The organism is Bacteroides sp. MSK.18.37, assembly GCF_019129155.2.
GTDB classification, from domain to species: domain Bacteria; phylum Bacteroidota; class Bacteroidia; order Bacteroidales; family Bacteroidaceae; genus Bacteroides; species Bacteroides ovatus.
In genome coordinates this window covers 806,503-828,898 of record NZ_JAHOIB020000001.1, presented here as the reverse complement: position 1 = coordinate 828,898, position 22,396 = coordinate 806,503, and the positions used below count along the sequence as shown (strand labels likewise).

General features: G+C 49.0%; 27 protein-coding genes. 22 read left to right on the top strand and 5 right to left on the bottom strand.

All coding sequences use genetic code 11. The features are described 5' to 3' along the window. Nucleotides 1-10 precede the first annotated feature (10 nt). From KSX81_RS03705 to KSX81_RS03660, 10 genes are all read left to right on the top strand, one after another. A complete protein-coding gene (locus tag KSX81_RS03705) occupies nt 11-898 on the top strand; it encodes a FimB/Mfa2 family fimbrial subunit (RefSeq protein ID WP_217726159.1) in 888 nt (295 codons plus the stop codon). Nucleotides 899-918: 20 nt separating this feature from the next. Beyond that, nucleotides 919-1,806 (top strand): fimbrillin family protein, encoded by an 888-nt coding sequence (locus KSX81_RS03700; protein ID WP_005643890.1) that lies wholly within the window; start codon nt 919-921, stop codon nt 1,804-1,806. Nucleotides 1,807-1,840: 34 nt separating this feature from the next. Further along, nucleotides 1,841-3,634, top strand: a complete 1,794-nt coding sequence (locus KSX81_RS03695) for a fimbrillin family protein (RefSeq protein WP_332058272.1) — start codon at nt 1,841-1,843, stop codon at nt 3,632-3,634. A gap of 63 nt (nt 3,635-3,697) precedes the next feature. Then, entirely contained in the window at nt 3,698-5,392 is a 1,695-nt protein-coding gene (locus tag KSX81_RS03690) for a fimbrillin family protein (RefSeq protein ID WP_217726194.1), read from the top strand. Nucleotides 5,393-5,468: 76 nt separating this feature from the next. Continuing rightward, entirely contained in the window at nt 5,469-5,612 is a 144-nt protein-coding gene (locus KSX81_RS03685; RefSeq protein ID WP_008616543.1) for a hypothetical protein, read from the top strand. Nucleotides 5,613-5,621: 9 nt separating this feature from the next. Then, a complete protein-coding gene (locus tag KSX81_RS03680; protein WP_008778190.1) occupies nt 5,622-6,119 on the top strand; it encodes a DUF2589 domain-containing protein in 498 nt (165 codons plus the stop codon). A gap of 21 nt (nt 6,120-6,140) precedes the next feature. After that, nucleotides 6,141-6,845, top strand: a complete 705-nt coding sequence (locus tag KSX81_RS03675) for a DUF2589 domain-containing protein (RefSeq protein WP_007749099.1) — start codon at nt 6,141-6,143, stop codon at nt 6,843-6,845. 4 nt (nt 6,846-6,849) lie between these two features. Next, entirely contained in the window at nt 6,850-7,443 is a 594-nt protein-coding gene (locus KSX81_RS03670) for a hypothetical protein (protein ID WP_005827362.1), read from the top strand. A 179-nt stretch (nt 7,444-7,622) separates the two neighbouring features. Beyond that, on the top strand, nt 7,623-9,968 hold the full coding sequence (locus tag KSX81_RS03665) for an ATP-binding protein (protein ID WP_217732870.1): 2,346 nt from the start codon (nt 7,623-7,625) through the stop codon (nt 9,966-9,968). Then, nucleotides 9,949-11,256: a sigma-54-dependent transcriptional regulator gene (locus KSX81_RS03660; protein WP_008019868.1), complete on the top strand. Its 1,308-nt coding sequence runs from the start codon at nt 9,949-9,951 to the stop codon at nt 11,254-11,256. The genes KSX81_RS03665 and KSX81_RS03660 overlap by 20 nt, the downstream gene beginning before the upstream one ends. 737 nt (nt 11,257-11,993) lie before the next feature. On the opposite strand, the gene KSX81_RS03655 is transcribed toward KSX81_RS03660, so the two are convergent. Beyond that, the gene (locus KSX81_RS03655; RefSeq protein ID WP_004301204.1) at nt 11,994-12,122 is read right to left on the bottom strand and encodes a hypothetical protein; all 129 of its coding nucleotides are present in this window, start codon (nt 12,120-12,122) and stop codon (nt 11,994-11,996) included. Nucleotides 12,123-12,193: 71 nt separating this feature from the next. Between KSX81_RS03655 and KSX81_RS03650 the strand changes: the two genes are divergently transcribed. The 4 genes from KSX81_RS03650 to KSX81_RS03635 are packed head-to-tail and all read left to right on the top strand — an operon-like array spanning nt 12,194 to nt 13,295. After that, entirely contained in the window at nt 12,194-12,487 is a 294-nt protein-coding gene (locus KSX81_RS03650) for a hypothetical protein (protein ID WP_005680037.1), read from the top strand. Between the two features lie 19 nt (nt 12,488-12,506). Further along, nucleotides 12,507-12,683, top strand: a complete 177-nt coding sequence (locus KSX81_RS03645) for a hypothetical protein (protein WP_005680036.1) — start codon at nt 12,507-12,509, stop codon at nt 12,681-12,683. 11 nt (nt 12,684-12,694) lie between these two features. Further along, nucleotides 12,695-13,054, top strand: a complete 360-nt coding sequence (locus tag KSX81_RS03640; protein ID WP_005680034.1) for a hypothetical protein — start codon at nt 12,695-12,697, stop codon at nt 13,052-13,054. Then, nucleotides 13,038-13,295 (top strand): hypothetical protein, encoded by a 258-nt coding sequence (locus KSX81_RS03635; protein WP_005680032.1) that lies wholly within the window; start codon nt 13,038-13,040, stop codon nt 13,293-13,295. The genes KSX81_RS03640 and KSX81_RS03635 overlap by 17 nt, the downstream gene beginning before the upstream one ends. On the opposite strand, the gene KSX81_RS03630 is transcribed toward KSX81_RS03635, so the two are convergent. Both KSX81_RS03630 and KSX81_RS03625 read right to left on the bottom strand, forming a co-directional pair. Beyond that, a complete protein-coding gene (locus tag KSX81_RS03630; RefSeq protein ID WP_008782444.1) occupies nt 13,279-13,536 on the bottom strand; it encodes a hypothetical protein in 258 nt (85 codons plus the stop codon). The two genes, KSX81_RS03635 and KSX81_RS03630, sit on opposite strands and share 17 nt — an antisense overlap. 85 nt (nt 13,537-13,621) lie before the next feature. Further along, entirely contained in the window at nt 13,622-13,765 is a 144-nt protein-coding gene (locus KSX81_RS03625; protein ID WP_018452196.1) for a hypothetical protein, read from the bottom strand. Between the two features lie 213 nt (nt 13,766-13,978). Here KSX81_RS03625 and KSX81_RS03620 point away from each other — a divergent pair, with 213 nt between their 5' ends. Next, complete coding sequence (locus tag KSX81_RS03620; RefSeq protein WP_005680031.1) at nt 13,979-14,359, top strand: single-stranded DNA-binding protein; 381 nt, start codon at nt 13,979-13,981, stop codon at nt 14,357-14,359. Between the two features lie 87 nt (nt 14,360-14,446). Here the strand turns inward: KSX81_RS03620 and KSX81_RS03615 are convergent, their stop codons facing one another. Together KSX81_RS03615 and KSX81_RS03610 are read right to left on the bottom strand one after the other, a co-directional pair. Continuing rightward, nucleotides 14,447-14,740: an HU family DNA-binding protein gene (locus KSX81_RS03615; protein WP_255204174.1), complete on the bottom strand. Its 294-nt coding sequence runs from the start codon at nt 14,738-14,740 to the stop codon at nt 14,447-14,449. A gap of 263 nt (nt 14,741-15,003) precedes the next feature. Continuing rightward, nucleotides 15,004-15,615, bottom strand: a complete 612-nt coding sequence (locus KSX81_RS03610) for a recombinase family protein (protein ID WP_138265569.1) — start codon at nt 15,613-15,615, stop codon at nt 15,004-15,006. Nucleotides 15,616-15,853: 238 nt separating this feature from the next. On the opposite strand from KSX81_RS03610, the gene KSX81_RS03605 reads away from it, so the two are divergent. The 7 genes from KSX81_RS03605 to KSX81_RS03575 all read left to right on the top strand — a co-directional run bounded on the left by KSX81_RS03605 (nt 15,854) and on the right by KSX81_RS03575 (nt 22,320). After that, complete coding sequence (locus tag KSX81_RS03605; RefSeq protein ID WP_138265568.1) at nt 15,854-16,903, top strand: hypothetical protein; 1,050 nt, start codon at nt 15,854-15,856, stop codon at nt 16,901-16,903. Nucleotides 16,904-16,930: 27 nt separating this feature from the next. Then, nucleotides 16,931-17,377 (top strand): hypothetical protein, encoded by a 447-nt coding sequence (locus tag KSX81_RS03600; protein ID WP_005680025.1) that lies wholly within the window; start codon nt 16,931-16,933, stop codon nt 17,375-17,377. Continuing rightward, entirely contained in the window at nt 17,374-17,775 is a 402-nt protein-coding gene (locus tag KSX81_RS03595) for a hypothetical protein (protein ID WP_138265567.1), read from the top strand. Before KSX81_RS03600 ends, KSX81_RS03595 begins: the two co-directional genes overlap by 4 nt. Continuing rightward, nucleotides 17,766-18,356 carry a hypothetical protein gene (locus tag KSX81_RS03590; RefSeq protein ID WP_138265566.1) on the top strand — a complete coding sequence of 197 codons (591 nt, stop codon included), beginning with the start codon at nt 17,766-17,768 and terminating at the stop codon, nt 18,354-18,356. The genes KSX81_RS03595 and KSX81_RS03590 overlap by 10 nt, the downstream gene beginning before the upstream one ends. Then, nucleotides 18,346-19,191 carry a hypothetical protein gene (locus KSX81_RS03585; protein WP_008782449.1) on the top strand — a complete coding sequence of 282 codons (846 nt, stop codon included), beginning with the start codon at nt 18,346-18,348 and terminating at the stop codon, nt 19,189-19,191. The genes KSX81_RS03590 and KSX81_RS03585 overlap by 11 nt, the downstream gene beginning before the upstream one ends. 217 nt (nt 19,192-19,408) lie before the next feature. After that, nucleotides 19,409-20,866 (top strand): MobV family relaxase, encoded by a 1,458-nt coding sequence (gene mobV / locus KSX81_RS03580; RefSeq protein WP_008782450.1) that lies wholly within the window; start codon nt 19,409-19,411, stop codon nt 20,864-20,866. Nucleotides 20,867-20,919: 53 nt separating this feature from the next. Beyond that, nucleotides 20,920-22,320, top strand: coding sequence for an OmpA family protein (locus tag KSX81_RS03575; RefSeq protein ID WP_008782451.1), 1,401 nt, complete (start codon nt 20,920-20,922; stop codon nt 22,318-22,320). The last annotated feature ends 76 nt before the right edge of the window (nt 22,321-22,396 follow it).

Sequence of the window (22,396 nt, the reverse complement as noted above, 5' to 3'; positions counted from 1 at the left end):
GGAATAGAATATGAAAGCAAGACAATATATAAATATGATGGGAATGGCAGCCGCCGTGCTGCTCTCTTCCTGCGTGAAGGACACGCTTTATGACACGCCGCATCCCGACTACGGAAAGATTGCGGTGACAGCCGACTGGTCGGCCCGCGGTGAGGGTATCGACATACCTGCCACATGGACGCTCACCATGGGCAACTATACGGGTACGGAGACTTCCGCCACCCATACCCCCGACCATCTGTTTGCTCCGGGCAGCTACACCCTTGCGGTGTGGAACCCGGCTGAAGGAATCACGGTGAACGGCACCACCGCCACCGTTGCCGCAGCCACGGGAAACCGGGCAGGCGCGGATGCCTTTGTGAACAATGCTCCGGGATGGTTCTTCACCTATACGAAACAAGTGACCATCGAGAAAGACAAGGACTATCCGCTGACTGCCGCAATGAAGCAGCAGGTACGCGAACTGACGCTTGTCGTCGAACCTACTGGTGATGCCGCCGGACGCATCACGGAGATTGTTGCCCATCTGACGGGTGCCGCCGGAACACTCGACTTCGCAACCGATACCTACGGAGCCGCTTCGAACGTCGTGCTGCTCTTCACCAAGATTACCGAAGGTGACGATGCCGGCAAGTGGAAAGCCACGGTGCGGCTGCTGGGTGTGACCGGCACGGAACAACTGCTGACGGGTGAAATCCGCTATGCTGACGGCAACCCGACCCCCACCACGCTGAAAAGCGACCTCACGGAAGCCCTCAAGGAGTTCAACACCAGAAAGGGCGCATCGCTGACCCTCGGCGGAACGCTGGTTGAGACTCCCGAAGGCATGGAAGTGGACGGAGCCGAAATCAACGGCTGGGAAGAAGTGAAAGGTGATGATGTAAATGCTGATTTGTAAATAATAAAATTATAGATATAATGAAGACAAGATTTTTTACACTTGTAGCGCTCGCCCTCGCGCTGGTAGCCTGCAACAACGACAACGAGAACCTGAACGGTGACCCCGTGGCCGCCCAGTTTACCGCCAACATCGCCCCCGCCACCCGCGCCAGCGGAACCACCTGGACTGCCGGCGACCGTATCGGCATCACCGACATCGGCTACGATTCCCAGTACGGCAACGTGCCTTTCATCTTGAAAAACGGGAAATTTGAGGCAGAAGGAAAGGTTATCTATATCGAAGATACAAAGACCCATACTTTCCGCGCCTACTATCCGTACAATGCGGCGGGAGGCATCCTCACAGCCACGACCGATGCCACGGCGCAGCAGAACCAGCCTGCCATCGACTTCCTCTTTGCTTCAGGAGCCACGGGAGACAAAAACAACCCGGTAGTAAGCTTCACCGACAAAACCGCCAAAGGCGGTGAAGACAACTCCTTCCACCACCGCATGAGCCAGATAACCCTTACCTTCGAGGCGGGAGACGGCATGGATTTCAGCGTGGTCAAGCCTGAACGTTACACGCTGGACGGATTGTTACTCACCGGTACGTTCAACACGGCCGACGGTATTGCCACCGCAGACAACGGGGCACAGACCGGAGAACTGACCATGAATCTGGCAGACGGCAATCTCACGTCATCGATCATCCTCTTCCCGCAGACAGTTGCATCCCTGCCGTTGGTTGTGAATTACAAAGGTCAGGAATATCATGCCACACTCACCGTGCCCGACGGCGCACTGCTGGCGGGTAGAAACCATACCTATACCGTCAAGGTACGCAACAAAGTTCTTGAAGTCAGCGAAGCCACCATTGCAAAGTGGAACGATATAGACGGTGGAGATGTGGGTGCTGACCTGTAAGATTTTAATAATTAATCGATTAGAATGAAGAATTATGAAACATAGATTATTTATCCCCGCAGCCACCGCACTGCTGTTCGCCCTCGCCGCCTGCACGCAGGACGAACTTGCTGGCGATAACCGTCTGCCCGAAGGTGAATACCCCGTCGTCATCCGTGCCACCGGATTGTCCGTAGAAGCAACGCCGCTGGCAGCCCCTTCCACCCGTGCCGCTGTGGACGGCGACTGGCAGGGCGTCACTTCCGTGGCACTCAAGATGGGCGATGCGGTAAAGGAATACACCGTAACGGCTTCTACCGATTTCAAGAGTGCCACGCTTTCACGCGAGAACGTTCCGTACTACTGGACCAGCCGCGACCCGATTACCGTATCGGCATGGTGGCCCTTCAACAATGCCGACATCACACAGATGCCTGCCGTGAAGGTGGCAGAAGACCAAAGCAAACTGGCTGACTTCCAAAACAGCGACTTCATCTCTGCTGAGAACCGGAAGGTGGAATTTAACAACCCGACTCTTGAATTTACCCACCGCACGGCACGCGTGACAATCGAACTGAAGCCCGGCACGGGATTCACGAGCGTCGCCGGTGCCACGGTGAGCCTCGTGAGCCTGTCAGCCGATAACGGCAACCCGACTGCCATCAAGACCTACAACGCAAGCGGCAACACCTACGAGGCACTGACTGCCCCGCAGACCGTTGTGGCAGGCAAGCCGTTCGTCCGGGTGGAACTCGGCGGCGGCACCTTCTACTTCCGCCCGCAGAACAACGTCGTATTAGAGGCTGGCAACCGCTATTCTTACACCGTTAAGGTGAACGCCACCGGCCTGACGTTAGAGGGTTGCACCATCGGCAGCTGGGTTGACGGCGGCGGCGAGAGTGGTGAGGCTGAGGATTTGGGCTACAACTACGACAGCAACACCAAGACCTACACGGTCTATAACGCAGACGGCCTGATGAATGTAGCCGAATTAGTGAACGGAGGTAAGACCGACATAAACATTACCCTCGACAAAAACATTGACCTCACAGGCAAAGGCTGGACACCGATAGGCACAGACTACGACAACTCATACAAAGGCACCTTCGACGGTGGCGGCCATACCATTACGGGGCTGACCTTTACGACAAATGACGAATATGCGGGTCTGTTCGGCTGGCTCAATAGAGCTGGTACGGTGAAGAACGTGGTGATGGAGGGCGTACAGATAACAAGCAATCAAATATATGGCGGCAGTATTGGCGGCGTGGTAGGATATAGCTGGGGCACCATTGAAAACTGCTCGGTGTCGGGCAGCGTCAGCGGCACGGTGTATGTCGGCGGTGTGGTGGGTGCTCAAATAGGCGGTTCCATCACCGGATGCAGTTCCTCTGCCACAGTGAAGGGAACGGTCGATGTCGGCGGCGTGGCAGGTCAGACGAATTCGAGTGCCACCCTGACCGCTTGCTATGCCACGGGCAACGTGACCATAGAAATAAACCCCGCAAAGAATATCGCTGGCGGCAGTCTGGTGGGAATGAACGCAGGAAGCAGCCTCCTTGCCTGCTATGCCACGGGCAACGTAACCAGTACGGGTAGTAGCACTGGCAAAGTACATATCGGCGGCTTTTTGGGAAATAACTACACCACCGTGACCGCCGGCTATTGGAAGAACAATCATGAACAAGGCATCGGCTACAATAGGGAAAGCACCGGAGCCACGAAGGTGGACGGCTCTGTCGTTACCTGGCAGAAAGCCGTCGATGCCATGAACACCGCCTTGCAGAACGCAGGCTCAAGGTGGCGTTACGAACTTAAAGGAGCATTGCCTACCTTGAGGAAGCAGTAAACCGTCGGGCGGAAAAGTTACGCCCGCAACGAAAAGAACCAGAGTAATAAAATAACAGATATTATGAGGATAAGATTTTTTGCACTTGCAGCGCTCGCCCTCTTATTGGGCGCCTGCACACAGGACGAAGCGGGCTTCCTGCCGGAAGGGGCGGAAGGCACACCCATCGTCTTCACCGCCACGGGGCTGAATCCCGTCGCGACAGCCACCGCCGGCACCCGTGCCCCAGTGGACGGCAATTGGGAGGGTGTGCAGAGCGTGGCAGTCCTGATGGACGGCACGGTGAAGACGTACAACGTGACGCCCTCCACTGCCGCCCCCACCAGCGCCACGCTGACCTCCACCGACCCGTACTACTGGACCAACCATAAAGACATCACCGTCACAGCGTGGTGGCCCTACACCGCTGGCGAGACAACCCCACCTGCGGTAAAGGTAAAAGCCAACCAAAGTGCCCAGAAAGACTTTGAGGGCAGCGACCTCATCGTAGCCGACGGACAGAAGGTGACCTACGGCAGCCCCACGCTCCGCTTCACCCACCGCACGGCGCGGGTGACCATCGTTCTGACGGACTACACCGAGGGGCTGGCATCCGTACAGTTGACGGGCCTCTCCACAGAGAATGGCAACCCGGATATAATCGTCCCGTATGACAAGGGTAGCAACACCTACACCGCCATCGTCGCCCCGCAAAGTGTGGCAGCTGGCACGACCTTCATTACGTGCACCTTCACCAACGGCAAAACCTTCGTTTACAAGATGAAGAATGCTGCCGACTGGCTGGCGGGCGATGAATATACCTACACCGTCTCCCTCGCTGCGGCAAAAGACCTGGGCTATACCATAGAGAGCGACGGCAGCTACACCGTGACCTCCGCCGATGGTCTGATGAATATAGCCGAATTAGTGAACGGAGGTAAGACCGACATTAACATTACCCTCGACAAAAACATTGACTTGACGGGCAAAGGCTGGACGCCGATAGGCACAAGCTTCGATAACTCATACAAAGGCACTTTCGACGGCGGCGGCCATACCATCACGGGGCTGGCCGTTACGACAAATGACCAATTTGTGGGTCTGTTCGGCTATCTCAATAGAGCTGGTACGGTGAAGAACGTGGTGATGGAAGGCATACAGATAACAAGCAATCACATGTTTGGCTGTACTGGCGGCGTGGTAGGATATAGCTGGGGCACAATTGAAAACTGCTCGGTGTCGGGCAGCGTCAGCGGCACGGATTGTGTCGGCGGTGTGGTGGGTTCACAAAAGGCCGGTTCCATCATCGGATGCAGCTCCTCTGCCACAGTGAAGGGAACGCACTATGTCGGCGGTGTGGCAGGAGAAAAATGGGGCACCATGATCGCTTGCTATGCCACAGGCAACGTGACCTTAGAAATAGGCTCCCCAAAGAATCTCTCTGGCGGCGGTGTAGTGGGATTAAACGGAGGAAGCCGCGTCCTTGCCTGCTATGCCATTGGCAACGTAAATAGTAAGGGTAGCAGCACCGGCAATGTGCATATCGGCGGCTTGTTTGGAGATAACTACACCGTCGTGACCGCCTGCTACTGGAAGAACAATCAGGAACAAGGTATCGGCCGCAATCAGCATAACACCGCCCCCGAAGCTACGAAGGTGGACGGTACTGACGTTACCTGGCAGAAAGCCGTTGATGCCATGAACACCGCCTTGCAGAACGCAGGCTCAGGGTGGCGTTACGAACTTAACGGAGCATTGCCTACCTTGAGGAAGTTGTAAACCGTTGCGGGCGGAAAAGTTCCGCCCGCAACAAACATTAACCGAAGTATAACCCCAATAAAAAAAGGAGGACGTGATGGAACACACGGAGAATCCACCATATTGGTTTTGGCATCAAGGCATTGTCAATAATAATATAGACTCCAGTGTAAATATGGAAGCTGTAAGCCGGACATTGTCAAGATTGGTGCTCATTAAAGACAACAAATCAAGTAATTAAATAAAAAACATGGGACTTTTTCACAGAGGCAAGAAAAATAATGACGATGAGCCGGACAGTGTTCAAACCAATTCATTCTCTGATATTATGAATGGTTTGCAGTACGCCGTAAACTGTGCACAAGATACATTACAGAATCATCAGATACAAAATCTGACCAGACTTTTTGAAGGAACAAATGCAAATAACGCAAATACGTTCCAATCGAAAAAAATCATGGTTGGAGACAAGACTATTGATATTCCACTTATAGCCTTGATATCCCATCATTATCTTGCGATGGATAATGTGCAGATAAAGTTCAAGGCGAAGGTCGGAAGCGTGGAATCACAGATCCCGGAAAACAACTTGCTGTTATCCAGTCCGCACAGAGCCAATCTCCAGATGCAGATGAGCAACATAAAACCGGATGCGGATGATGTCATGGAGGTTTGCGTCAATTTTAAGGTTCAGGAGACTCCGGAGAGCATTTCCCGAATTATTGACGATTTTGTAAAAAATATCTAACAATTTTAAAATTCAAATGTTATGGCAGAAGAAATAAAGAACCAAGGGCAACAAGAAAATGCGGAAAACTTGAATGAAAATGTAAGCGGACAGGCGAAAGAAATTATCTCCGCTGCATTGGAAGAGACTCAAAACAGAGAAACTTCTCCAGTTCTTAAAGCAGATTCAAACGTGACTGACAAATTCAAGGGGCTTCCCATGCGGGAACTTATTGCAGCTCCACTTATTGCAGCAGCCGAAGCACAACAGGAATTGGCAGCGACAGCATGGAATTTCTACCAGCAAATTGCATTTGATGGTAAAAGCGGCAATAAAGCGCGTATATTGGAATTCGATGTCGAAAGACCGATACAGCAGGATGGAAAAATGACAACAATGTCACAAAGTGTCAAGGCTCCGTTTATAGGATTGGTGCCTATTCCTTCCCTGCTCATAGATCGCGTGGATGTCGATTTCCAGATGGAGGTTACCGATACATCAAACGTAAAAAGCACTACCAACGCAGAAGTAGAGGCAAAAGCTTCTGCAAAACATTGGTTTATAAATGCGGAAATCAGCGGCAAAGTCACGACCGCCCGCGAGAACACCCGCATGACCAACCAAACGGCAAAATACCAGATACATGTGACAGCCAGTCAGCAGCCGCAGACCGAAGGTCTGTCTAAACTGATGGATATAATGGCATCATGTATCGAGCCTATAACAAACGAAAGTAACAGTAAGTAAATATATGAATTTGATTCAAGCATTAAGATTGCCAAACAGTCAAGCAGTAATGACAAATATTGCACGGTTTCATTATCAAAATATTTATAATGTAGGTTTGACCCCTCCGATTTTCACGCAAAGTAATTTGACATTTCAAATAAAAGGATATACCCGTAACTATCGTTTTCTTAGATTAGACTACGCCTGTGTCATATATATTGCGGATAGAATAGCAGTCGTTGCTTCAAATGGCATAGATACTTTAAGTTCAGGTTTTTCGGGATGTTATATGGCCAGTTTTAGGCACAATGGCATTAGGTATGTTGCTCATATTCCAACGCCTAACAATAGTATTAAAACATCATGGAATCGGGCGGTTAAAAATCGAATAATAGATAATGTTGTTCTTTTTAAACCTACTGAAGGATTGGCGAGAATCCCAGGAACCATTGGTATTTGGGGAATTATAACATTTAACGATAGATGTTATCGGCTTGATGTAAATGAAAACGCTCCTCCAAGTCAAGCCATACGTGGCCAAAGAATTTTTAACTCAATCCCGAGAAATCCCATACTAACAGAAATTCCACCTATCGCCGGTGGTCAGATGCCTTAATAATTATAACAATTGTAAATAAGGGAAGAATGGTTGTTTCATTGAGGAGTAGAATTCTATTCGGATATATAATTCTGGTGGCGGTCATAGGCAGCATGGCCGCCATTCTCATCCATGAACCTGCGAAGTTCCACGACCTATATGCGTATGTTGAATAACGGTATTTACACAAACAGCAAATGAGCGAACAATTCGTTACCACTACCAAGCATTTCCGCAAGCTGCTTGCCGCAGGCTATCTGTTGATAGTCCTGCTGGTGGGCGGCATCATCTGCACGTGGCTCGGAGAATGGCGCGACTTGGAGTTGCTGGAACGGGAGAACCGTGAAATCAACCGCTTCCGCAAGGAAACACACGATGCGTATGTTGGTGTGGTGGAATTGTCACTTTTGGGCGAGTCGGTGCTGGAATGGGACGATAAGGATGTGGCGGCATACCGGCGGCAACGGATGACGGTGGATAGTATGCTTTGCCGCTTCAAGAGCCATTACGAATCGGTGCGCATAGACAGCGTGCGCCACTTGCTGGAGGACAAGGAAAAGCGGCTGTGCGCCATCATGGAGGCTCTGGAACAACAGGCGGACATCAACCGTCGGATAGCCAAGCAGGTGCCGGTGATAGTGCAAACGAGCAGGCAGGAAGAGCCGAAGAAACAGAGGAGGAAAGGTTTTCTCGGGTTGTTCGGCAAGAAACAGGAAGCACCTCCGACGACGACCACCACGATGCTCTACACACTGAACCGTGATATGATAGCGCAACAACGTGCCCAGAGCCATCGTCTGTCGGAGTATGCCGACAGCCTTGCCAGCCGCAATGCGGAACTGAACCGCCAACTGCAAACCCTTATCCAGCAGATGGACCACAAGGTGCAGGCTGACTTGCAGGAACGGGAGGCGGAAATATCCGCCATGCGCGAAAGATCGTTCTTGCAGGTAGGTATCATAACGGGTGTCATGCTGCTGTTGCTTATTATTTCATACATCATCATTCACCGCTATGCCACCCGCATCAAGCAGTACAAACATAAGACAACAGATTTAATCGGGCAACTGCAAAAGTCCGTAAAACAAAACGAATCGTTGATAGCCTCACGCAAGAAAGCGATGCACACCATCACCCACGAGCTACGCACACCACTGACTGCCATACATGGATATGCGGAACTGATGCAGGACAACGAAGAAGAAAAGATAAGCGGTTATGCGGACAATATCCTGCAAGCCTCCAAGAGAATGACCGACATGCTCAACTCCCTGCTTGACTTCTTCCGCTTGGACAGCGGCAAGGAACAGGCGAATGTCCGTCCGTTTCGTTTGGAAAACATCGCGGAGCTGTTGCAAACGGAGTTTACGCAACAAGCAGAAGCAAAAGATCTTAAACTTACCATCGAGTGCCCGGAGGGTATTATCCTGAATGGCGACAAGGAGCGCATCATACAGATATGCGACAACCTGCTGGGCAATGCCGTCAAGTTCACGAATGTCGGAAGCGTTTCACTTGTCATAAGTTATGACGGCAATAGGCTGACCCTTGTAGTAGAGGACACCGGAACCGGCATGAGTGCGGAAGAACAACAGCGAGTGTTCGGAGCGTTCGAGCGGCTTTCCAACGCCGCAACGCAAGACGGTTTCGGATTGGGGTTAAGCATTGTGAAACAGATTGTCGGTATGCTTGGCGGCACTATACGCTTGGAAAGCGAAAAAGGAGAAGGCAGTCGTTTTACTGTGGAGTTGCCAATGAACACTGCCGATATTGGTATTAAAGAACAGACAGGCGCAGAAAGTCTGGCTCATATAGAAAGACCTTACTCTGTCATCGTATTGGACGACAATCCGATGGTATTATCCATGACAAAGGAAATGTATGCTGGCATAGGTGTGCATTGCGACACGTTCACCACTATTGGCGATGCAATGGAAGCCATGCGGCAGCACACATACGACCTCATGATAACCGATATGAAGATGCCGGAGATTAACGGCTATGAGGTGTTGGAGTTGTTACGCTCGTCAAGTGTCAGCAACTCGAAAGAGATTCCCATTGTCGTGGCGACCGCCTCCGGCAGTTGCAGCGAAGAGGAGCTGTTGGAAAATGGATTTACCGCCTGCCTGTTCAAGCCATTTTCCATTTCCGAACTGGTTGCTGTATCAGACAAATGCCTTTTGACAAGTACGGACAAGGATGAACTTCCCGACTTGTCCTCTCTGCTTGCCTATGGTGACAAACGGGCGATGCTCGACCGTCTGATAACCGAAACAGAAAAGGATATGCAGGCTGTCCGGGAAATCATGGAGAGGAATGACCGCAAGGCGTTGGACGAATGGATACACCGTCAGCGAAGTTCATGGGCTGTTATCCGTGCTGACAAACCCTTGTGGAACCAGTATGAACTGCTGCATCAAGAATCTGAATGTTCCGAAATGGAATTGCGGAAATGCGTGGATGCCATGCTTCGTATGGGAACAGTTATCATAGAACTTGCGCAAAAGGAAAGGAGGTCGTCGGATGAAAGTATTTGTGATTGAGGACAACCCCGTCTATAACGATTATGTCTGCAACCTGCTGAAGAAAGACAGCTTCGATACTATGTCTGCATATAATCTTGCCACTGCCAAGAAACTATTGGCAAAGTCAGAGGTGGATGATATTGTCGTTGCCGACCTACGCCTCCCCGACGGTGAAAGCATAGAGTTGTTACGGTGGATGCGTGCCAACGACAAACAACAGGTGTTTATCGTTATGACCAATTACGGGGAGGTGCATACGGCAGTGGAAAGTATGAAGCTCGGCTCAAAGGATTACATACAGAAACAGTTGTTGGAGGATAAACTGATACCGCTTATCCGCACCCTGCAAAAAGAACATGAAAAGCGACTACAATGGAACATTCCGATATTCGTCCGGCAGGGCGAAGCCTATCAGAAAATCAAGAAACGTGTGCGCCTTGTAGCCACCACCCGGATGAGCGTGCTGATACTGGGCGAGAACGGTACGGGCAAGGAACATATCGCACAACATATACACCAACAAAGCAAACTTGCCGATAAACCTTTTGTGGCAGTAGACTGCGGAGCCTTGTCCCCGTCATTGATACAATCCGCCTTCTTCGGACACGTCAAGGGCGCGTTTACGGGTGCCGAAGCAAACAAGACGGGGTATTTTCTGGAAGCGGATGGCGGCACGCTGTTCCTTGACGAAGTGGGCAACCTAACAATGGAGATGCAACAGATGCTGCTCCGCGCCATACAGGAACGCCGTTACCGTCCCGTCGGAGCAAAGGAGGACAAAACAGCCAACGTGAGGATAGTGGCTGCAACCAACGAGGATTTGCAGAAAGCCGTAACGGAAAAGCGGTTCCGGCAGGATTTGCTCTATCGCTTGCAGGAGTATGTGATAACCATGCCGCCCTTGCGCGACTGCCCGGAAGACATCATGCCATTGGCCGAGTTCTTCCGTGAAATGGCAAACCGTGAGTTGGAACGTGAAGTAAAAGGTTTTGCCGCATCTGCCCGTAATGCCCTGCTCGCCCATGCGTGGCCGGGCAACGTGCGCGAGTTGAAACAGAAGATACAGACGGCAGTCCTGCAATCAGAAGGCGATATGATAACCGAAGCCGATTTGGAACTTGACAATGAACCGTCCGCTACTTCCGCTTGTTTTACATTGAAGAGCGGGGATGAAGAAAGAGGACGTATCCTGCGTGCTTTGAAACAAGCAGCCGGTAACAAGAAAATGGCTGCAAAGATACTGGGTATCGGCAGGACAACGCTGTATAATAAATTGGTAGAGTATGGATTGAATGAAGAAAACTGACCGGAGTATGGCTGTAAATGGCAATAATTAATTAACTTTGCAATTGTATTTCAGAAAATAGCAGGCGATTGGGTAACTTTTCGCCGATGATATAGACATAAGACCGCAAGGCGTTTCGAGCGAAAATCTGGTAAATTTAGTTATATCTCAAAATTTCACATCATAATATCTTGTAAATCAATAGTTTATATTGTGATGTGTTTTTATCAAGAAACAAATTAGGAACAGAAACACGAATTATCTTATTTTCTTGTTTTTTTGTTTGCACTACCTTTCTTTCTCTTCACTTGTTCGTACTTTGAGTATTTTTCCAAGTCTTTTCACACGATTTTCATCCTCTCGCCAAGAGTGATTGTTGCAGTCATCTATGGATGAATAACTACAGCCAAAAGAAAAAAGGACAAATCTCTGTTTCTTTCAAGGAACATTGTTTTTTGCAAAGGTAACCATTTCCCTCAAAACACCTATACAGGCAGTCCAATATATCTGCCTATATTTAGTTTACTTTAGTTTAGCATATATATAAGCTAATAGACTAAACTAAACCTTTACCGAAGTTCTCCCCCTTACTTTTATATTCACAGTCAAAAGAGAAGATAATCGCACCGATATTTTCTTTTTTCGCTGCATCCCAATTTTACGGAAGTTCCTTTTATCGTAACTTCTGCCATAGGCATTCTATCCTCGCATCCCAACTTTCGGTCTGCCTGATGAGAATTGTGTCGCAAAGGTACTTGTCATGTCTTTCTTGTATTCAAGGTCACAGCCTGACGGTTCCCGACAAAATCTCCACGCTCCGCTTTGCAGAGGTCGTATTTGGTCGTGAAACCCTGCATAAAGAGCCATAACACCTTTTGAGGCGACATAATTTTCAATCAAGCCCGAAAGTAGCTGAAATGCTAAAAGAGGGAAAATAAAAAACTTAAAACTTAGGATTATGGCAAACTATGCAACAAACATTTTCTACGCAAGGACGGAAAACAAAGCAGACCTCGACAAGATAGAGGCATTCTTGGATGACACTTTCGACGGCTTTGTCAATAGACACAGCGATAGCGTGGATGCGGAGTTTACCTCTCGTTGGGTTTATCCGGAAGAAGAAATCGACAGACTGATAGCTTCGTTGGAAGCCAAAGACAAAACTTATATCAAAATTCTGTCCTACGAATTTACAGACGAATACGTGAGCTTCAGAATCTTCTCACAGGGGAAATGGGATATCAAGTTGTAACCGTAAAATGACATGACTTATGTACGAATACGAAGAAAATAGCGAAATTATAGGTGCGCACTGCACCTTGCTTACCCCCTATAAAGGCTACTCTGAGGGAACAGTTGTCGGCGACTTCGGCAATAAAATAGTGGTGCGTCTTAGTAGTGGCAAAGAGGTGGTCGAGTATCGTGATGAAGTGATTATTTACGATTAAATACAAGAGCGATGCAGCAGATAGCAATGAAATTCGTCCAATGGGACGTACCCGAATTAGAGAAGCTGAAAGACAGCAGGGTTTACCAGTTACGGGAACAACTTGATAACGGAGACAAGTTGAGCCGTGAAGACAAGAACTGGATTACCCGAAACGTGAAAGAGTGCATCCATTTCAAAAGAGGTATCGCATTGATGGGCTACTTCTTTGATTTCTCCGATGTTCTCAAACGATATTTCGTAAAACAGCACGGACATATCGCCGAGTATTACGCCATTGACAAAACAGCGTTGCGCTCTGTCCTGTATGGTCGAATAGAAGACATAGTAGAAGTAGAATTAAAATCAAAGAAACATGAAAGCAACGATTGAGCATAGCTTTTGTCCTTATTGTGACGAGGTAACAGAACTCTACTTCCGTATCATCAACACGATTCTTTTCTCAACCGATGAAGCGGAACTGCGTACCGGCATGGAACGCCTACAAGAAAAAACACGCCTTGATGATTATTTCGTCTTCGGCTATGGCAAGCATCACCTATGGGTTTGCCAAAGACGTCCCAGTAATCAAAAAAAGATTTTCGAGCATCGGGTAATCATGGCAGAATTTTGATGATACAGGCAGGCAGGAACGGGATAATCTTCCATTCCTGCCACGCCGCATTCCCTTTTTTACATCTATCTCTCTCTTTTGGCTGCGCCATATCCTTTTGTAAAAAACAGCCATTCGTGAAAAGCTCCGTCCGCTTTTCCGAAAAGCAGGGTTCTTTCCTTTTTCCCTTTTGTCCCCTTTTCTTTCTGCCGGACGGGAACATGGCAGTACCCCGATATCCCGTTCCGCCTTTTGTCGCCACTTCGTTGATATTCCCTTCTGCGGTACCGCAACCTGTTGTCAGTTCAGTGTTCTGTTTGTAGCCACCTCAATTCAGTCCGACCGAATTACACGAAAATACCTGCCGATTCTGCGGACTTACAGCCGAAACGCGCACCATTGTGCCGGTGGACGGATTGCACTTTCACTTCCCCTGCAACTACGGTTTTCCGCTCATTTTCAGAATAGTTTTCCGCCGAAGTCATCATCATTTTCCGATGCAAAGATAGTATGCAGACGGGAACGACTTTGGAAGTCTTGACCAATGGCGCAGCCGTACAATCTTCCTTTATCGAGCCTTCCGGTTTTGCCTACGGACAAAAATAAAGAGTATTGATGCGTCCGGCCTTGGTGCATCCCCTTAACTGCACCTACTTTTTGAGGCAGCGTAAAATTGATTTAATAACTTCTAAAAACAATTCATTATGAAAAAGATTGAAAACAATTTCGTAGTAACCGGTTTCGTAGGAAAGGATGCAGAAATCCGTCAGTTCACCAACGCAAGTGTAGCACGTTTCCCTCTGGCAGTAAGCCGATTGGAGAATAATGGCGAGGAATCCAAACGCGTTTCCGCCTTTATGAATTTTGAGGCGTGGCGTAAAAACGAGAACACCGGGTCGTTCGACCAACTGACCAAGGGTACGATGCTGACCGTCGAGGGGTATTTCAAGCCCGAAGAATGGAGCGACCAAAGCGGTGTGAAACACAACCGTATCGTGATGGTCGCCGTCAAGTTCTATCCGCCCGTCGAGAAGGAGGAAACTCCTGAAAAGCCGGCCAAACCAGCGAAAAAAGGCAAGAAATAATCCTTGCCTTATCACGACAAAAGCGGCCTTCGGGTCGCTTTTGTTTTACTCATTACGGTGTTGTTGCACCATCTGTACTTTTATACTCTACTTGTTCTCTTTTACCGCATTCAGAAATGCTTTGGCAGGTTTGAATGCAGGGATATTGTGAGCGGGAATTTTAATTGTCGTATTCTTCGAAATGTTCCGGGCCGTCTTTTCAGCTCTCCGTTTGATGATAAAGCTACCGAACCCGCGCAAGAACACCTCGTTTCCCGCAACCATCGACTCTTTTACATTTTCCATGAATGATTCTATCACAGTCATCACCACCGTTTTCTCTATTCCGCTCTGCCGTGAGATCTGAGCGACAATTTCCGCTTTTGTCATATTGTTCTTGATTTTTATGAATACGGTGCAAAATTAACAAATATCTGCCAGTTACAACAATCCGGAGTTATTTGTCATCCCGAAAACTGCTTTTGCTGAATCCTCCGAACACGCCCCTCAAAAGCCTGCCCACTACCAAGAACACCAGCAATAAAATTATAATATCTCCCATAGGTCTTGTTTTTATATAGTTATATCCAACTTAAAGATACGAAAAAACGATGAATTACGCAAGCAATCTATTGATTTTCAATATCCATATTGATTTATAAGTTCTATTTCCGGATGCCCGGCACTCGTCCCGGTGTTCGGTTAAGCTGAACCTTGTATTTATTGAGAACGCTGTACACGGTGCTTTTACTTTGGACACCGCTTTCTTTCCAAATATCACGGATTGAATACCCATTGTTATACATATCCACGATTTTTTTGTCCCGTTCAGTTTTACTCATACTTTTTTTGGAAATCGGAATACTGATACTCTGCTGCAGGCGTATAATTTTATCCGACGACTTCCGCAAAACAGCCACTTCCTCCGGTAATGCCCCGAACATGGCCAATACTTCCGCCGGTGTCGTGTCCGGAAACAATTTGTTGTCGGTGTCAATTTTATCGTGAATGGAGATAATACGCACGACCTTGATGCGGCATAGCTCAATCAATGCCGATAGTTCCCGTAAACCACGAACGGCATTGCTGAATTTTGACATCACCAATTCGTCTCCTCTTTCAAGATTCGACATCAGTTGTTTCCATCTCGGCCTAAGCGTCTCGTGTCCGACCGATTCTTCAACCACCTGTACACACCCATATTGGCGCATCCATTCCTTATCCGCATCAAACGCATCGTAGGAATTAGCCTCGAATATATAACCGACTTTTGCCATATCAATATACAATATTCATGATAACAAGTGCAAATATACAAGTTTTATTCGAGTATATGAATCATACTATATTAAAAAACGAAAATCGTACATTTCCCCGTGTTTTATCTTCACTTGTTTTCATTGGTAATCATACTATTAAGTACGATATTAAAAAATGCACAAAATACGGTTTTTCGGATGCGAAGTATCAAAAATAATATATAGTTTTGCACTAAATAGTACGAAATGATATAGTATGAAAACATTAAAATCGAACTTAAAACAGCCGATAATCTTTGCCAAAATAATTGCCGTTTCGATTGCCATATTCCTATGCGCGTCATGCGACAACGGCAATGGCAAACGATTGGCGAAAGCCAAGAATGACCCTGCCGGAACATACAGGGAATACCTGTCCGACATACGCAGGCAGAAAAAACTCTCCATTAAAGAATTGGCCGGACACCTCAAGCAATGGCAAACATTGAGGGATTCCGTATTCCTGCATCTCGAATGTGATACGCTTGGCCGGCTTCATTCCACTGTAAGAGAAGAGTGTGAACAGATACATGATTCCATCCGCATGGAATTTTCACGGATGGTGCTGTCTCAAACACGCACTTATAAGGATATACTGTGGGTAAAAGAACAAATCTCACCGCATCTTGAAGACAAAGAGTTGCATCGTGCGGCTGAAACAATCCGACCGTTCTTTGCCTCATTGGATAACCGGCCCGTCAGTCAGAGAAACCGACAACACATTCTTGCCACTTATCGAACTACCCTTGCTGAAACGATTGATTACGGTATTCATTGTATGGCAGACCTGACGACCTTTATCGAAAAGGAGGATGCCGTGTACCGGGCATTCCTTTCACGTCTGCCTGATTTCGACGGCGAGAATCTTTCCGACATCACTCATGACACGGAACGATGCTGTGCACAGATATTCCTTGCCGCCGAACGGAACGACATCACCTATCGCAATGCCATGATTTATCTGGCCATGCGCACCAACCGCAGGCTGATTCAGAATATCCGAACCTGTATCGACGACATCTGCAATAAAAAAGTCAAGACACCGGCACAGGCACAAGCCTACATCTGGATGCTTCTCCAGCCTTATTCGTCGTTGGACGGTTTCTGCCTGGCGTTGCTTTCAGCCGAAGAAAGAGAGCAACTCGATATGCTTGCCTCGCAGACACCCGACGCTTTCAGGAAGTTGGGCAGGATGCTGCACCCCGGAGACAACCGCTTGGACGAGCTGCCCGGAATGCTGATGGAGGCATTCATACACACGCTGTAAAATATAACAACAGAAAAAGATATGAATATGTTACGACATTTTTATAATGACTTCATGGCATTCGTCCCCCTGCAACTTCCGCAGTTGCTCGATGTGACGACGATGGAAGAACCGCAGTTCTACGGCGACTATGTGCTGCTTACGTTTCCGTTGCGCACCCCTTACGAACTGGACGAAGTAATGGATATGTTCGAGGACGACATGGAGTTGATCACGCTCTACCACCATATTCCGATGCGGACGGAAAAATTCGGTCACAGCACTTGTGCATACTCGAATCCCGCTTTCGGACAGATGTTCAAGATGAACGCCAAGACGGATACGGAGGGCAATGTAAACAGCATCCTTGTCACCATCTATGATTCTTTGGAGCAGATGTACGGGGACTTATGCCTCGACTTGGAACTACACTCCAAAAGCGGGTTCCTGAAATACAAGAAAGACAAGTCCGACGTGCTGATGAATTTTATATGAGAAACACCTTATACCGACAGATGGTCTATTGCATCAATGCCTACCGGACGTGGATAGAGGTTGCCGATGACAATCTCTACAAGGAGCATATCATCTCAAGAACCGACCGCACCGACTACCTCGTTTCCCGTACATTGGTACTGCGTGCCTTCAAGACGAACGGCATACACGCCGAGGGTACGATATGGACTATTCCCGAACACGAACTGGACAAGGCTTTGGCCATCTACCGAAAGCAAGACAGTACATTCAAGCAGCGCATCAAGAAAGCGGCCATGTACTTTTCGCCCAAGGATGCCGAAACCCTTATCCGGCTGGCGACATACGGTATTGTCCAGTTGGAACTCATTGTGCGTCCCACTCCCATACCCGAAAAGCCCTATTACTTATGTTACTGAATATCCTGCTACTCATTTTCTGCTCGATACCTTTCGGGGTATCAATATTATTGTACAAGAACAACAAGCGGTTCATGGCAACCTTTTACGTGGCAATGGCACGAAGCGGCAACGCCCGTAAACTGTATGTGCAAGTATGGCTGATATGCCTGCTTCTTTTCCATTATGTATATGCCTGTGGACATATGGGCGAGTTTGGAATCCTACTCTCTACCGGTGTCTGTGCCGCAATGTTTTCGTTCCGACGGACGGACAACTGGTTACGCAGGTTGCTTGACCGCCCCCGTGCATTTGTCACACTCGCATCGGGCGCACTGGTCATCGGCTTTGTGCCGCATCTGTACACCTTGGCGATAACCATTGCCTATCTTCTTCTGGCAGCCCTGTTCTATCCCTCCGTTCGGGTCATGTCCGAATGCAAGGATACGGACACACTTTCCGGATGGGCAAAGCATCCCGGAATGTTGTCAGAATCCTATCACGACAATCATCACGCAAATCTGCCGCATGAAGCGGACAGCGGCAACACTGATATATCCGCACAATATGAATCATTAAAACCGAATGAAAATGAAAAATAACCAAAAGATACCTGTTTCCATATTGGCAGACAGGGAGGTATTCGACTACCTCAAGGAAAAGGGGGACGATCGCAAGACACGCACCGAAGCGTACTGTGACCTGTTGGACAAATCACTGGCAGGTTTCGTTTCTCCGTTTTTAAGAAAGAAGGACTACGTGCTGCAACCCAACCAGTGCCACCTGACCGTTTCCGACCTCGCATCGGAGTGGCATTGGCACAGGGCTACCGTCCGTTCTTTTTTGAGTGCAATGGAGGCATTCGGCTTGCTGACCCGTATCCAGCTTCCCAAAAGCGTGGTCATTACCATGACCGTACAATCCGGTCAGGCAGCACAGCCCCGCAATGCACAGGAGCAGCCGGATTTTGCCGGACAGCTCCGTGAGGTATTGTCCGATTGGGTAATCGGCAAAACGACCGCTGCCGAAACTGGCGTAATATGTGGACAACTCGTAAGTCTGGCAAAGACTGAAATTGCCGACCGTGACACCGGACTCTGTTCGGACACCCATTCCAACACGACCTCCGCACATTCCGGCACTTTGGTCACGGAACATCGTGAAACAGCCTTGTGCTGCATCGCCCACGCCGCCCTGCAAAAAATCCTGCACAAGTCGAGATTCGATGACAGTTCGCCGCTTGTGGATTTCTTCCGGTTTGACCTCGGTGAAGAATGGGCTGCTTTCATCGAGTCCGCCAAAGACCTCGCCGGGCTGATTCTCGACACCGAGGCATCAGTGACGGACTTCGACATGGACGAAGACCAAGAACGCCTCAAATCGCTTCGCAAACCTTTTTTATCGCTTCTGGCAAAGGCACAGGCGATGGTGGATTGAACCGGGAGTCGAAAACAGATTGTATAACGCGAACAATCCACCTCCATCCCTTAACGGTTATCCTGCCGGTTATAGGAGGCACACGGGCTTGCCCGTCTGCCACGAAACAAAGGGAAGGGGGAGCCTAATACCCCGACCGTCTATCGACCGTCGGGAGGCTGTCCGGGCAAGCAGCAAGCTGGGACAGGACGGATTGTCCAAACAACACGAAAAGAGTATGGCAGATCAAAAACAGGTACTTGATATTCGGGTGTCGAAAGGTATTACCACCGCGCAAAGCAACGAACATTTGCGCAATCGCAGTGAAAAGGCGGAAAAGTATGCTATGGATAAGGGGAATTACGATCCCACACGCAAACACCTGAACTTCGAGATTGCGCCCGGAGGCAAGGTGCGCCCCATTGATACAAGCCGCAGCATTCCCGAACGGATGGCGGACATATTGGAGAGGCGTGGAATCAAAGACCCCAACGAAGGACTGGCAGAACCGAAGTACCGCACGGTGGTGAACTTCATTTTCGGCGGCTCCCGTGAACGGATGCACGAACTCGCATTCGGCACGCAGAAAGTGGATTTCGAGAAAGATGCGGACAATACCCATATCAAAAGGGAAAGCGATATCGAACGATGGGCGAAGGATGTTTATTCATTTGTGAGTGGCAAATATGGTGAACAGAACATCGCCGCATTCATCGTACACCTTGACGAATTGAACCCGCACGTCCACTGTACGCTCCTGCCAATCAAAGACGGTCGCTTTGCGTACAAGGAAATATTTGCCGGTAAGGACAAGTTTGAATACAGCGCAAGGATGAAACAGCTTCATACCGACTTTTTCGCCGAAGTCAATACAAGGTGGGGAATGTCGAGGGGAACAAGCATATCCGAAACAGGAGCACGGCACAGGACGACCGAAGAATACCGCCGTATGTTGTCGGAAGAATGTACGACCATCGAGGAAAATATCAGCCGTCATCAAAAAGTTTTGGCTGACCTCCAATCGGACATCCGTCTGGCAGAGCGCAGGGTCAAGGGGCTTACGACAATGGTCGATAACCTTGAGAAGTCGAAAGCCGAAAAAGAGGTCCTACTATCGGCAGCCGAACAGGATTTGAAAGCGAACAAGGGCGATGCGGAACAATTAGCCGCACAAGTGAAAAGTCTGGAAAAAGAACTGGCCGGAATCAACAGGCAACTGGCAGATAAGCAGGAGAAGTTACAGACGGCTGACCGGCAGCTTGCCGAGCTGAAAGAGAACATGGATGCTATTGAGGAACGTACCGGGGAACTCAAGGAGGAAGCCTACAAATACTCCCATGATGTATATTCCAAAGTAGACACGTTGCTCAAGGATGTCCTGCTGGAAAATGTGGTCGGCGAGTATAGGAACGTATCGGCACAAATGGACGTGGCGGAACGGCAACTGTTCGACGGCTCGCTCGTCCAGTCCATAGCGGAACAAGGTACGGACGTGATGCACTGCGCGACGATGCTGTTTCTCGGTATGGTCGATGATGCCACCACTTTTGCCGAAACGCGTGGCGGCGGAGGTGGCGGCAGCGACCTGAAATGGGGGCGCGACGAGGACGAGGACAACCGTGCATGGGCACTCCGCTGCATGAGGATGGCGAGCCGCATGATGCGTCCGGCCATTGGCAAGAAACCTAAACGGTAAGTGGCATCGCCTTACTACAAATCAAAAAGTATAACGAATAATATCATTGGAATATGACGAAACAAATCTTTTTTATATTGGTCGTGCTTTGCACGTTGCAGGCACAGGCAAGTGTACAACCCGTACAGGTGGATACTGTACAACATACACCGTACTATAATGTCTCGGAGGAACTGCAACCGATACAGCCCGTCTATCTTGACGGAGTGGTACTTCCGGCATCCCTGACTGGCAACTGGTTTGTCAGTATTGCCGGGGGTACGTCCGCCTTTCTCGGCACACCTCTCGGCTGCGAAGACCTCTTCGGACGCTTGAAACCCTCGTACAGTTTCGCAGTCGGAAAATGGTTCACTCCGTCCGTCGGCGCACGTATCAATTACAGCGGTGTGCAGTTCAAAGATGGAACATTGTCCAATCAGGACTACCACCATATCCATGCGGATCTGCTGTGGAATGTCCTTGGCCGCAGATATGCCCGGCAAGAACAGGTACGCTGGAATCTTGCTCCCTTTGCAGGTGTCGGCCTGTTGCACAACGCCTCTAACGGGAATAACCCTTTTGCTGTTTCGTATGGCGTACAGGGAGAATATCGGATTTCCCAACGGGTAAGTGCCATATTGGAACTCTCCGGCACGACCACCTTTCAGGACTTCGATGGTTACGGACGCCCGAACCGCCTCGGCGACCACATGCTATCGTTGACCGCCGGATTCACGTTCCATTTCGGAAAGGTCGGTTGGAAACGTGCAGTGGATGCTACGCCTTACATTCGTCAGAATGAGTGGCTCGTGGATTATGCCGATGTCTTGTCCGGAGAAAACAAGCGTTATAAAGACTGGCACGACCACAACCGACGGGCGCTCGCAGAATTGAAGAAAATTCTGGAAATAGAAGGTTTGCTTGACAAGTATGGCCATCTCGTTGATGACGATGAGACCGACAGCCGCCAAGGTTATCCCATGAATAATTATAGTGGGCTGAACTCACTCCGGGCAAGATTAAGAAACCGGCACTGGGATGGAATCTCGCCGCTTGATTCGGCAAATATTGGATATGGCAACAACGGAGATGATGCTGAAAAGCCGGGTATAATCGTCTCTGAAAGGACGGAACTCATACAAGCCGGAAATTGCATCGGGTCGCCTGTCTATTTCTTTTTTAACCTCAATACGGCGCACCTGACGGATGCTTCCCAAATGCTTAACCTTGATGAACTGGCTCGCGTGGCCAAGAAATACGGATTATCCTTGAGAGTAACCGGCGCAGCCGACAGTTCGACTGGAACTCCCGTGCTTAATGGTTCATTAAGTGCATCAAGAACTGATTATATTGTTACGGAATTGGAGAAGCGTGGCATACCGATCGAACGCATCGTCAAGACAAGCAGGGGCGGCATAGCCGACCATGTGCCGGTCGAAGCCAACAGGCATACGAAAGTGGAGTTATTTTTTTAGTTTTTACATTAACTTTCATCAAGTCCCTCAATCTATAATCCGGATTGCAGGGACTTTTTTGTGAATGGCTGTCATG

What these genes read in the sequence shown, in the direction of transcription:
- KSX81_RS03610 (WP_138265569.1), bottom strand. Translation starts at nt 15,615, where the DNA reads ATGGCAAAAGTCGGTTATATATTCGAGGCTAATTCCTACGATGCGTTT.
- KSX81_RS03620 (WP_005680031.1), top strand. Translation starts at nt 13,979, where the DNA reads ATGAAAAAGATTGAAAACAATTTCGTAGTAACCGGTTTCGTAGGAAAG.
- KSX81_RS03590 (WP_138265566.1), top strand. Translation starts at nt 17,766, where the DNA reads ATGTTACTGAATATCCTGCTACTCATTTTCTGCTCGATACCTTTCGGG.
- KSX81_RS03575 (WP_008782451.1), top strand. Translation starts at nt 20,920, where the DNA reads ATGACGAAACAAATCTTTTTTATATTGGTCGTGCTTTGCACGTTGCAG.
- KSX81_RS03655 (WP_004301204.1), bottom strand. Translation starts at nt 12,122, where the DNA reads ATGTCGCCTCAAAAGGTGTTATGGCTCTTTATGCAGGGTTTCACGACC.
- KSX81_RS03680 (WP_008778190.1), top strand. Translation starts at nt 5,622, where the DNA reads ATGGGACTTTTTCACAGAGGCAAGAAAAATAATGACGATGAGCCGGAC.
- KSX81_RS03640 (WP_005680034.1), top strand. Translation starts at nt 12,695, where the DNA reads ATGCAGCAGATAGCAATGAAATTCGTCCAATGGGACGTACCCGAATTA.
- KSX81_RS03705 (WP_217726159.1), top strand. Translation starts at nt 11, where the DNA reads ATGAAAGCAAGACAATATATAAATATGATGGGAATGGCAGCCGCCGTG.
- KSX81_RS03660 (WP_008019868.1), top strand. Translation starts at nt 9,949, where the DNA reads ATGAAAGTATTTGTGATTGAGGACAACCCCGTCTATAACGATTATGTC.
- KSX81_RS03650 (WP_005680037.1), top strand. Translation starts at nt 12,194, where the DNA reads ATGGCAAACTATGCAACAAACATTTTCTACGCAAGGACGGAAAACAAA.
- KSX81_RS03670 (WP_005827362.1), top strand. Translation starts at nt 6,850, where the DNA reads ATGAATTTGATTCAAGCATTAAGATTGCCAAACAGTCAAGCAGTAATG.
- KSX81_RS03675 (WP_007749099.1), top strand. Translation starts at nt 6,141, where the DNA reads ATGGCAGAAGAAATAAAGAACCAAGGGCAACAAGAAAATGCGGAAAAC.
- KSX81_RS03605 (WP_138265568.1), top strand. Translation starts at nt 15,854, where the DNA reads ATGAAAACATTAAAATCGAACTTAAAACAGCCGATAATCTTTGCCAAA.
- KSX81_RS03645 (WP_005680036.1), top strand. Translation starts at nt 12,507, where the DNA reads ATGTACGAATACGAAGAAAATAGCGAAATTATAGGTGCGCACTGCACC.
- KSX81_RS03700 (WP_005643890.1), top strand. Translation starts at nt 919, where the DNA reads ATGAAGACAAGATTTTTTACACTTGTAGCGCTCGCCCTCGCGCTGGTA.
- KSX81_RS03695 (WP_332058272.1), top strand. Translation starts at nt 1,841, where the DNA reads ATGAAACATAGATTATTTATCCCCGCAGCCACCGCACTGCTGTTCGCC.
- KSX81_RS03690 (WP_217726194.1), top strand. Translation starts at nt 3,698, where the DNA reads ATGAGGATAAGATTTTTTGCACTTGCAGCGCTCGCCCTCTTATTGGGC.
- KSX81_RS03625 (WP_018452196.1), bottom strand. Translation starts at nt 13,765, where the DNA reads ATGATGATGACTTCGGCGGAAAACTATTCTGAAAATGAGCGGAAAACC.
- mobV (WP_008782450.1), top strand. Translation starts at nt 19,409, where the DNA reads ATGGCAGATCAAAAACAGGTACTTGATATTCGGGTGTCGAAAGGTATT.
- KSX81_RS03585 (WP_008782449.1), top strand. Translation starts at nt 18,346, where the DNA reads ATGAAAAATAACCAAAAGATACCTGTTTCCATATTGGCAGACAGGGAG.
- KSX81_RS03635 (WP_005680032.1), top strand. Translation starts at nt 13,038, where the DNA reads ATGAAAGCAACGATTGAGCATAGCTTTTGTCCTTATTGTGACGAGGTA.
- KSX81_RS03600 (WP_005680025.1), top strand. Translation starts at nt 16,931, where the DNA reads ATGTTACGACATTTTTATAATGACTTCATGGCATTCGTCCCCCTGCAA.
- KSX81_RS03685 (WP_008616543.1), top strand. Translation starts at nt 5,469, where the DNA reads ATGGAACACACGGAGAATCCACCATATTGGTTTTGGCATCAAGGCATT.
- KSX81_RS03665 (WP_217732870.1), top strand. Translation starts at nt 7,623, where the DNA reads ATGAGCGAACAATTCGTTACCACTACCAAGCATTTCCGCAAGCTGCTT.
- KSX81_RS03595 (WP_138265567.1), top strand. Translation starts at nt 17,374, where the DNA reads ATGAGAAACACCTTATACCGACAGATGGTCTATTGCATCAATGCCTAC.